Origin of the sequence: Cohnella sp. GbtcB17, assembly GCF_019091135.1 — a bacterium.
Lineage (GTDB): Bacteria > Bacillota > Bacilli > Paenibacillales > Paenibacillaceae > Cohnella.
The window spans coordinates 18437-27718 of the sequence record NZ_JAGXJW010000077.1 but is presented as its reverse complement, the minus strand read 5'-3'; the positions used below and the strand labels follow the sequence as shown (position 1 = coordinate 27718).

General features: G+C 64.5%; 10 protein-coding genes. 2 read left to right on the top strand and 8 right to left on the bottom strand.

Annotated elements, in window-relative coordinates:
- Nucleotides 1-425 (bottom strand): thiamine pyrophosphate-binding protein (locus KVT38_RS29855; protein ID WP_254639666.1); only part of this gene is annotated, 425 nt, incomplete at its 3' end.
- Between the two features lie 550 nt (nt 426-975).
- Here KVT38_RS29855 and KVT38_RS29850 point away from each other — a divergent pair.
- On the top strand, nt 976-1410 hold the full coding sequence (locus tag KVT38_RS29850; RefSeq protein WP_217597402.1) for a GNAT family N-acetyltransferase: 435 nt from the start codon (nt 976-978) through the stop codon (nt 1408-1410).
- A 5-nt stretch (nt 1411-1415) separates the two neighbouring features.
- Here the strand turns inward: KVT38_RS29850 and KVT38_RS29845 are convergent, their stop codons facing one another.
- The 7 genes from KVT38_RS29845 to pruA all read right to left on the bottom strand — a co-directional run bounded on the left by KVT38_RS29845 (nt 1416) and on the right by pruA (nt 8166).
- Complete coding sequence (locus KVT38_RS29845) at nt 1416-2096, bottom strand: DUF4166 domain-containing protein (protein ID WP_217597401.1); 681 nt, start codon at nt 2094-2096, stop codon at nt 1416-1418.
- The gene (locus KVT38_RS29840) at nt 2080-3072 is read right to left on the bottom strand and encodes a DoxX-like family protein (RefSeq protein ID WP_368859183.1); all 993 of its coding nucleotides are present in this window, start codon (nt 3070-3072) and stop codon (nt 2080-2082) included. Before KVT38_RS29840 ends, KVT38_RS29845 begins: the two co-directional genes overlap by 17 nt.
- Nucleotides 3069-3704 carry a thiol-disulfide oxidoreductase DCC family protein gene (locus tag KVT38_RS29835; RefSeq protein WP_217597399.1) on the bottom strand — a complete coding sequence of 212 codons (636 nt, stop codon included), beginning with the start codon at nt 3702-3704 and terminating at the stop codon, nt 3069-3071. The genes KVT38_RS29840 and KVT38_RS29835 overlap by 4 nt, the downstream gene beginning before the upstream one ends.
- 144 nt (nt 3705-3848) lie before the next feature.
- Nucleotides 3849-4304 carry a GNAT family N-acetyltransferase gene (locus KVT38_RS29830; RefSeq protein ID WP_217597398.1) on the bottom strand — a complete coding sequence of 152 codons (456 nt, stop codon included), beginning with the start codon at nt 4302-4304 and terminating at the stop codon, nt 3849-3851.
- Between the two features lie 46 nt (nt 4305-4350).
- Nucleotides 4351-5007: a response regulator transcription factor gene (locus tag KVT38_RS29825; RefSeq protein WP_217597397.1), complete on the bottom strand. Its 657-nt coding sequence runs from the start codon at nt 5005-5007 to the stop codon at nt 4351-4353.
- Nucleotides 5004-6341 (bottom strand): sensor histidine kinase, encoded by a 1338-nt coding sequence (locus KVT38_RS29820; RefSeq protein WP_217597396.1) that lies wholly within the window; start codon nt 6339-6341, stop codon nt 5004-5006. The genes KVT38_RS29825 and KVT38_RS29820 overlap by 4 nt, the downstream gene beginning before the upstream one ends.
- 277 nt (nt 6342-6618) lie before the next feature.
- A complete protein-coding gene (pruA, locus tag KVT38_RS29815; protein ID WP_217597395.1) occupies nt 6619-8166 on the bottom strand; it encodes an L-glutamate gamma-semialdehyde dehydrogenase in 1548 nt (515 codons plus the stop codon).
- 88 nt (nt 8167-8254) lie between these two features.
- Here pruA and KVT38_RS29810 point away from each other — a divergent pair, with 88 nt between their 5' ends.
- Nucleotides 8255-9178 carry a proline dehydrogenase family protein gene (locus KVT38_RS29810; protein ID WP_217597394.1) on the top strand — a complete coding sequence of 308 codons (924 nt, stop codon included), beginning with the start codon at nt 8255-8257 and terminating at the stop codon, nt 9176-9178.
- Nucleotides 9179-9282 lie beyond the last annotated feature (104 nt).

Below are 9282 nucleotides of genomic sequence, written 5' to 3'. Positions count from 1 at the left end.
GTGATGCCCACGATGTCAGCCTCCTGGAAGGCGTCCGTGCCGATCAGCGTCGTCGCGACGTTGCCCGTGATGACGACAAGCGGCACGGAATCCATGTACGCCGTAGCGATGCCGGTGACGAGGTTGGTCGCGCCGGGGCCCGACGTCGCGATGCAGACGCCGACCTTGCCGGTGCTCCGCGCATAGCCGTCGGCCGCGTGGATCGCGCCTTGTTCGTGACGGGTCAGCAGGTGATTGAAGTCCTCGAAGCCGTACATGGCGTCGTAAATATACAGAACGGCACCGCCCGGATAGCCGAATACGCAGTCGACACCTTCGATCAGCAGGCTGCGCAGCAGCATCTCGGAGCCGGAGATGACCTCTTGCTTGCTCCATTTCTCGATCAATTGTTCCTTGGACTTCAGCGTGGCACTGTTCGCGACCATCCTTCATCCTCCTTAAATAGAATGTTCTATAAAGCCAGTATGCTGCAAATCAAAATAAAAAAGCCCTTCGTCCGAACGTCTGTTGAACGTTCAGGGACGAAAGGCTGTTCCTTCCGCGGTACCACCCGGATTCGCGCACGATCTCACGATCGACGCCTCATCAAGTATGCCGCCGATCCGAGCGCTCGGAGGACGTCCATACTTCAGGCGCGATAACGTGCGCCATCCCGAGACTCCTTAGTAAGCCGCGTACGACCGTTCGGGAGACCAGCTCCGAGGAGACCTTGCGTACAGGGTTATCGGCATCGGTCTCAGCAATCCCGACGCTCTCTGAGCGATAGAGCCCACCCGCATCTTCCTCTTCAACGCTGTTCAAGATGAATCAATGTAGTACCCATTATATGCCCCGGTGAAGCGTTAGTCAAGACAAGGATTAAAGGCTTTCGGATAAATCCGTTTTCGCCCATGCGCGGAGAGCCGGCTGCCGCATTCCTTCATATGATAGTTCAGGAAACGCGTCGCGCGCGGACCGATCTGGAGGTGATGGCTTATGTTGCGCTGGCTGAGGCGCGGCGATCTGCCCGCGATTATCCGGATCGTCCGACGGGAGCTGATCCCGATCTCTCCCCATCCGCAGCCGGGCGGCCGGCAGCTCCGCAAGGATTTGAAGGCGCGCCTTGCGCAGGGCTCGACGCTCGTCGCGTCCGAGGGCGGCAAGGTTTATGCTTTTCTTCACCTCATCATACAGCACGGCACGCTGTTCGTCGATCTGCTCGCCGTGGACCGCTCCTGCCAGGGCAAAGGTTACGGAGCAAGGCTGATGAGCCGCGTAGAACGTCATGCGACGAACCTCGGCTGTCGGCGCGCAATGCTGTATGTCGACGAAGGAAACGAGGGCGGGGCGCGGTTTTACGCACGGCTAGGTTATTTGGTCGTGGCGCATCATGAAACGTTGAAGTGCTACGAAATGCATAAATGGCTTTGAACGGACTATTCCCTGCGCTCCAGCCGGAGCGGCATCGCCTGCAGCGGAATGCTCCCCTCCAAGGCGCGGACGGTCTCCGCCTGGAACGCGCCTTTGTAGGCGAATATTTGGCCCATCAGCGAATTTCGCACAGATACAGTGATGCGATAACAAGCGTCGTCTTCGTCGTACCATTCGCACACGTCCGCGCAGCCGGTGAGCGGCGCCGGAAAACGGAAGCCGAGCGGGCCTTCGTAAAAGCGCTGCTCTCCCGAGCGGATCTGAATGCCGCCGTTCGGCGCCGCCCATACGTCCAGATCGACCGCGAGATGCTGTTTATTTCCCAGGTAATCGACGATGCGTCCGCGATCGCCGCTATACACCATCGTCGCGTCGAAGCGACGAATCGACCGTTCGAAGCGGAACGTGCGGTTGATGGTCAACGTCTCTCTGCCGAGCGCGTCGCGGTAGGCGTAGTTTTCGATGGAAAACGGAACCTGGCGGCCGCCTTGGGGAAACATGATGTTCCGGGAGGCGCCGACCGCAAGCGGCAGCGCCGCCCACTTTGCGTACCGGACCTCCTCCATCACGCCTCGCCCGATCGATGCGATTCCTTCATGACTGGCGAACCCGAAGCGCTCGCGAATTTTCGGATGCAGCCTTGCGAATTCCTTCTCCCCAAGCGCCTTTTCAAAGATCGATTTCATTGAATCGCCCCTCCTCTGTCGTTATCGGTACGCGGCTCCCGGGCCGCCGCCGGCATCGCTTCGCGGAAGGCAGCCCTTGGCGAGTCGACATGGCGACAAACGTCGCAGCCAGCATCAGAAGCGCCAGCATAAGCGGGTTAAAAGGCGCGTACAGCAGCGCCGGCGTGCCCGCCAACGCGCCGGCCGTCAGCGCGCAAAGCGCGATCGCCTGCGCGGCGAGCAGTCCCGGCGATCTGAGGCGCGCGATGACGACCGCGAGCAGCAGCTCGCCGATGCCGAGCGTCACGTTAATCGCCGGCTCGAAGCCGGGAAACCAGCCTAGCGCGCGCAGCAGGTCCAGCTCGCCCGAAGCGGATGGATAGAGCAGCTTCGGCACCAGTCCGGCATAGGCCCAGCAAAGCGACAGGACGGCGATGCCGAGCGCGTGCAGCTTGGCGCGCAGCAGGCTCTCCTCCGGCGGCACGCCGCGGTCGAGCCATAGCCGGAGCGCGTCGAAGCTCCAGGCGGTCGCCCAGCCGAACAACGGCCGGAAGAGCAGCCGATCGAGCCATCGGCCGGTGCGGCCGAAGCGCGTGCGGTAGTCGAAGCGCGTGACGAACTTCACGCCGCCGCCCGGCAGCGGCGAATAGCGCCAGTAGCCGCCGCCGCGTCCGATGAGCGACAGCGGATGGTCCGTCCCGAAGGCGAGGACCGAGGTGCGGACGCCGCCGGGAGAGACGCCCGGCGTCCTGGACTTCCCGGTGCCGCGGATCGAGAGCCCGAAGCCGATCCGGGTTCGATAGAGGAATGACTGGTCGTCCTCCGGCGCTTCCTTGGGCAAATAGTCGATCTCGGTGAAGCGCAAGTCCCATCGCTCATGAAGCTTCGGCTGCTGCGTGTGCCGCCACAGCGCTTCCATATCGGAAGCGATGTCGATCTCGACGTAGATCGGTCGCCCCGCGCGCGGCGCTCGTCCACGAACTCGCGGCCCGCTCACAGGCGTCCGCCTTCCGCTTCGCGCGCCGATGCCGCCGAGGCGCATCCGGCCGGTCCGGCCGGATGCGCGGCGTTCCGCACATCGCGCTCCGCGGCTGCGCCGTCGCTTCCTGGCAAGCCCCAACCCCCGCCGTCCAGCAGCCTGCGCCGCAGCCGCTCGTCCGGCACGGCCGGGCAATGCCCGCCCACGCGTCCGGCCAGCTTGTGCCGTCGCGCCGCGATCGCGTCGTAGACGGCATCGCGCAGCCGCGCGGGCACGAGCCGCAGCGCCGCGGCCGCGGCCGGCCAAGGAGCGTCCAGCGCCGCGAGCGTGCGGATCGCGGCCGCCGACCGCGTCCACGATGCGAAGCCGCGGACGAGCACGAAGCTGCCGCCGGCGGGCAGCGCGATACCAAGCCGCGCCGTCAGCGCCCGGCCGGCTGCGGAATCCAGCGCTGCGAAGCGCAGCCGCTCCGCACGGTCCCGCTTCGCTGCGAAGCGGGCGATGCCGTTGCACATCGCGCATTCGCCGTCCACGAGCAGCACCGCCGTATCCGACTCGTCCTCCCGCATACCGCCCGCCGGCGGGCGCCGCGAAGCCGCAGGCTCGCGGAAGCCGACGCCCTTTTTCCCTATATGCCCGTATCGTCCCATCTCTCGACGCCTCCTTTATGTCCCCATTGTAGAGGCCGGCGGCGAATCGCGGCAGTTCCAACTTCCGTAGGACGGCAGGGGCGGGAGGGTCTATAAAAAATAGGCCCCCGGCGAATCGCCGAAAGCCTATCTAACGCGATGGCGCTATAGCGTCATCGTCATGTATACGCTGTAAGGATCCTCTTCGTAGTCCGCAAACGGGCCGCAGTATTCGAAGCCGAACTTCTCGTACAGCTTGCGCGCGGGAAAAAACGAGTCCGGCGAACCGGTCTCCAGGCTGAGCCGCTTGAAGCCCCGCCCTCTCGCCTCCGTCACGATATGCGCGAGCAATCCCGCCGCCACGCCCTTGCGCAAATGTGCCGCCGCCGTCCGCATGGACTTCAGCTCGCCGTGCCCGCCGCCGAGATCCTTCAGCGCGCCGCAGCCCATCAAATCCGGTCCGTCCCACGCGCTCCAGAAGGTGATCTCAGGCCGCCTCAACCCCTCGAGATCGAGCGCGTGCACGCTCTCCGGCGGCGTATCCGCCGCCATGCCCCGCAGATGCTCCTCCAGCAGCGCCGCCACCTCGGGGCCGGACAGGTCGTCCACTACGATTTTCATCCTAACCGCTCCTCTTCTTCCGGATAAAGCCGCCTTATAGCGCTTCCTAGTTTTTCGCTTCTGTGTCCTCTTCGCCGCGCTTGCTGTTCAGACCGCCCTTGCGAACCTTGTCGACGGCCTCGCGCCCGCTGCGTACGCCGAGCTTTTTAAGAATTTTGTTCACCTGGTTTTTGAGCGTGCTCTCGGACTTGTACAGCTTGCGCTCGATCTGCGCGTGCGTGCAGCCCTCCTCCAGCAGCTCGTACACTTCCCGCTCGGCGGCGGTCAACGGCTGCAGCTGCTCCTCCCGCCTAAGCCGCCGCAGCTCCTTCAAGAGCGCCTCCATCGCCTCGGGATGATGGTAGACGCCGCGAATCGCCTGGGGGAGCTCTCTGAACCGGGACTTGTCCAAATAATGCAGCGCGCCGGCGGTAAAAGCATCCGTCATCGTGCGCTCGGATGCGTCCGACGTCAGCATGACGATGCGAACCGGCCGAAGCTCCGCCAGGGCGAGCGCCGTGTAGATGCCGTCGCGTCCCTCTTCCGTCAGATGCACGTCGAGCAGCGCCACGTCGAATTCGATCGAAGCGGCCAGGCGCAGCGCCTCCTCCGGCGTCGCGGCCGTACCGACGACCAACAGGTCTTCCTCCCGGTTCAGGTAGACGCTCATCGACTTGACCCAATCCGGGTCGTCTTCGACGAGCAGCAGACGTATTGGCTTCATGACCCCGCTCCCTCCCTCATCTTTCGCGAACGCGGAATCCGCAGCCGCACGACCGTGCCGGCCCCGGGCTTGCTGTCGATCTCCGCGCGGCCGCCGCATTTGCGAAGCACCTGGTGGACGTAGGACAAGCCCAGCCCGTAATTGCGCTTGCCCTGCTTCGTGCTGTAAAACGGCTCCCACACCCGCTCGAGCAGCTCGGGCGGCATGCCCGCGCCGGTATCCCGGACGCTCAGCACGATATCCCGGCGTTCCTTCGAGATCTTCGCCTCCAGCGCGCCGCCCGCTTCCATCGCGTCCGCCGCATTGGCGAGCACGTTGCCGATCGCTTCTCGCAAATGAACCGGGTCGGCGAACAGCGCCTCCGTCTCGCCGTACGCTTCCGCGACGGAGATGCCTTGTCTCGCGAAGCGCTCCCGCAGCGGCTCCAGCGCTTCCTTCATGAGCGAGGCCGGGTCGCAGCGCTCCGGATTCCAGGCGAAGTCCCGCGTGCGGCTATGGATTCGTCCCGCCATCTCGAGCAAATGCGCCGCCGCCCGTTCGATGACCGCGAGCTGATCCTCCTTGCCGACATCATTCCCTTCGGGGCTGCCGCGCAAATTTTCCACGCTGATCGCAATCTTGCCGACTTCGTTTTTGATCGTATGGTTGAGCAGGCTCGTCCCCATGCCGGCCGCCTTCATGGCGCCGGCGAGCGAGTCGCTCTCGACGCGCACCTTCACCCCGAGCACGCCGTAGACGAACACGCACAGCAGCGCGATCGCGAACGAGCACACAAAAAATGCCGAGATATAGCCGAAAAAATCGAAATCCGGCCAAATCGCCTTGGCGACATGAATAAACGCGACAACGCCAAGGAGCGTCGGAACGGTGATGAGCACCGTGATCAGGCGGCCCCTGCGAATGCGCCGGTCGGTCTCTCGCAGGTAGGACGCGACGAGCAGCGCGCACGCCGCCAAATAGTATGGCGCGGCCCATACCAGCATGAGCGGGTAGTCGGGCTCGAAGCTCCCGCGCAGCAGACCGTAAACGAGCGTAGCCGCCGGCGGCAGCAACAGCCAGCCCTTCAGCCGACGCCGCTTGGCCAAGGCCGCCGTCGCCCCTCCGGCGTAGACAAGGCTGAACACGAGCACGCCGTACGGCGTCACGATCTGGTTGAGCAGCTGCGCGACCTCGAACCAGACGTGCGGCAGCGGCGATTGCAGCCAGAGGCGCGCCACGCCGCCGGTCGCGGCGCTCAGCAGGAAAAACGCGGCCCAGCGGCCGCTCTCGCTGCGAACGTCGGAGGCGAGCAGCACGATCGCGGCCGCGGAAAGCATAAGAACGTAATAGAGCATGAAGTCTCCTCACTCGGCTTGACGAGCGGCGCGTTTCCTGGTTGGAAGCGCGCCGCTCGCTTGGGAAGCGTCCTTGCAACCGTCGGGCTTTCTTACAACCGATTATACGCGAAGCGTGCAGGTTCCTCTAGCGTCGAAATGTGCCAGGACGACGAGCCGGGACACGAGCCGAAACGATGAACCAGAAAGAAACCCAGACGCTGAGCCGGGACTCGAGCCGGAACGATAAGCAGGGACGACGAACCTAATCGATGTGCCCGTCTGCCCTGCGTGCTCGCTAAAATCGCTCCGACACGACCTTCGCCTGCGTGAACAGCAGCAGATAGTCCCGGCCGCCCGCCTTGGAGTCCGTGCCCGACATGTTAAAGCCGCCGAACGGATGCGTGCCGACGAGCGCGCCGGTGCATTTGCGGTTGAGATACAGATTGCCTGCGAAAAACTCGCGGCGGGCCAGCTCCAGGTGCGCCCGGTCGTTCGAGATCACGGCGCCCGTCAAGCCGTAGTCGGTGTCGTTCGCGATGCGGAGCGCGTCCTCGAACGTCGACGCCCGCGTGAATGCGACGACCGGTCCGAAGATTTCCTCCTGCGAGATTCGCGCCTTCGGATCGACGTCGGCGAAAATCGTCGGCTCCACGAACCAGCCGCCGGGATCGCCGGTGCCGCCGCCCAGCACGAGCCGGCCCTCCTGTTTGCCGATCGCGATGTAATCGAGAATTTTGCGGAACGCCTTGTCGTCGACGACCGGCCCGACGTCGGTCGAGCGGTCGGCGGGGTCTCCGACGACGAGCTTCCGGGTGCGTTCTACGACTTTATCCAATACCGCTTCATATATATCTTGGTGTACGATCGCGCGCGAGCAGGCCGAGCACTTCTGGCCGGAGAAGCCGAACGCCGAAGCGACGAACGCCTCGGCGGCCAGCGCGGCGCCGGCGTCCGCGACGACGACGATCGCGTCCTTGCCGCCCATCTCGAGCACGACGCGCTTGATCCAGCGCTGCCCGGGCTGCGTCTTGGCCGCGCGTTCGTTGATGCGCAAGCCGACGTCGCGGGAGCCCGTGAAGCTGACGAAGCGCGTCAGCGGATGGTCTACGAGCGCGTCGCCCACCTCGCCGCCCGGGCCGGGCAAGTAGTTCACGACGCCCGGCGGCAGGCCCGCCTGTTCGAGCAGCTCGACGAACCGAGCGGCGATGACCGGCGTCGGGCTCGCCGGTTTGAGCACGACCGCATTGCCGCATACGATCGCCGCGCAAGTCATCCCCGCGACGATCGCCAGCGGGAAGTTCCAGGGCGGGATGACGACGCCGACGCCGAGCGGCGCGTAGTAGAGCTGGTTTTCCTCTTCCGCGGACGGCGTCAGCGGCTGCGGCAGGCTGAGGCGCTGCATCTCCCGCGCGTAAAATTCCATGAAATCGATCGCCTCTGCGGTGTCGGCGTCCGCCTCGGCGCGCGTCTTGCCGGCCTCCAGCGTCATCCAGGCCGAAAACTCGTGCTTGCGCCGCCGCAGCAGGGCCGCAGCGCGGTACAGGTACCGGGCTCTCTCCTGGGGATCGACCCGCTTCCACGTCTCGAACGCGGCTGCCGCGGCGTCGATCGCCCGTTCGGCAAGCTCGAGATCCGCCTGCGCGACCAAGCCGATGACCTGGCCGTGTCTCGCCGGGTTGACTGATGCCGCTTTGCGCGCCGTATCGACTCGCGCGCCGCCGATCACGAGCGGATAACTTCGTCCGAGCCGGGCTTCGACTTGCCTGAGCGCGGCATCGTAAGCGAGGTTTTCGCGTTCCGCCTGGAAGTCCGTGAAGGCTTCATTTTTGAATTCCGTCCTCATCCCTAAGACAGCCTCCTTCGGGTAACGAATGGTAACAGCCCTTCTTCCTCAATCTATGCACGACCGACATGCGAAAGGAGCGTCTCCCATGAATATCGGTTCGACGCTGTACCGCAAAGCGATGACGACCGTCGCGGGCAACCGCGCGGTCAAGCGGCTGTCGCTTCGCTATGGACGCAAGCTGGCCCGCCGCTTCGTCGCGAGCGACCATCTGCAAGGCGCGCTGCGCGAGGTCGCGGCGCTTAATCGCCTGGGCATATCGGCTACGATGGACGCGCTCGGCGAAGGCATCGGCAGTCTGGACGAGGCGCGCGCGTACCGGGACGAATACTTGAAGCTGCTCGACGCGATCGCCGATTCCGGCGTCCGCGCCAACGTATCGCTGAAGCCGACGCAAATGGGGCTCGCCCTTGACGCCGACGCCTGCTTCGGGCATATTCGCGAGATCGTCGACCGCGCGAGACAGTACGGTAATTTCGTGCGGATCGATATGGAGGATTCCTCCTGCACGCAGGCGACGATCGACATGACCGTCCGGCTTCACCGGGAGGGGCTGACCAATGCGGGCACCGTGCTGCAGGCGTATCTGAAGCGGACCGAGGGGGACGCGCGGGACTTGATCGAAGCCGGCATTCCTTTAAGGCTTGTCAAAGGGGCTTACAGGGAGTCCGAAGCGATCGCTTTTCAACGAAAGGCCGACATTCGCGAGAGCTTCAAAAGCATCGTAAAGCTGCACCTGGATCGCGGCGTCTACACGGCAATCGCGTCGCACGACGATGCGATCATCGGCTGGACGAAGCAGTATGCGCTGCAGAACGGGATTGCGAAGGGTCGTTTCGAGTTCCAGATGCTGTACGGGCTGCGGATGTCCGAACAGGCGCGCCTCGCCAAGGAGGGCTATCGCGTGCGCTGCTACGTGCCTTACGGCACGATGTGGTACCCCTACTATACGCGCCGCCTGGCGGAGAAGCCGGGGAATTTGTGGCTGGTCGTTAAGCATCTGTTGCGGTGAAAAGAAGCCGGCAGACCGTGCCGGCGGCGCCAGGCCGTACCGGCCGGCCTCGCGGCGCTCGCTTGGCTAACATGCAATCGTACACCAAGCGAGCGCCGTGCAGA

Excerpts from the sequence above, each read along its gene's own strand:
- KVT38_RS29825 (WP_217597397.1), bottom strand. The coding sequence starts at position 5,007 with ATGAAGCCAATACGTCTGCTGCTCGTCGAAGACGACCCGGATTGGGTC.
- pruA (WP_217597395.1), bottom strand. The coding sequence starts at position 8,166 with ATGAGGACGGAATTCAAAAATGAAGCCTTCACGGACTTCCAGGCGGAA.
- KVT38_RS29810 (WP_217597394.1), top strand. The coding sequence starts at position 8,255 with ATGAATATCGGTTCGACGCTGTACCGCAAAGCGATGACGACCGTCGCG.
- KVT38_RS29845 (WP_217597401.1), bottom strand. The coding sequence starts at position 2,096 with ATGAAATCGATCTTTGAAAAGGCGCTTGGGGAGAAGGAATTCGCAAGG.
- KVT38_RS29835 (WP_217597399.1), bottom strand. The coding sequence starts at position 3,704 with ATGGGACGATACGGGCATATAGGGAAAAAGGGCGTCGGCTTCCGCGAG.
- KVT38_RS29830 (WP_217597398.1), bottom strand. The coding sequence starts at position 4,304 with ATGAAAATCGTAGTGGACGACCTGTCCGGCCCCGAGGTGGCGGCGCTG.
- KVT38_RS29820 (WP_217597396.1), bottom strand. The coding sequence starts at position 6,341 with ATGCTCTATTACGTTCTTATGCTTTCCGCGGCCGCGATCGTGCTGCTC.
- KVT38_RS29850 (WP_217597402.1), top strand. The coding sequence starts at position 976 with ATGTTGCGCTGGCTGAGGCGCGGCGATCTGCCCGCGATTATCCGGATC.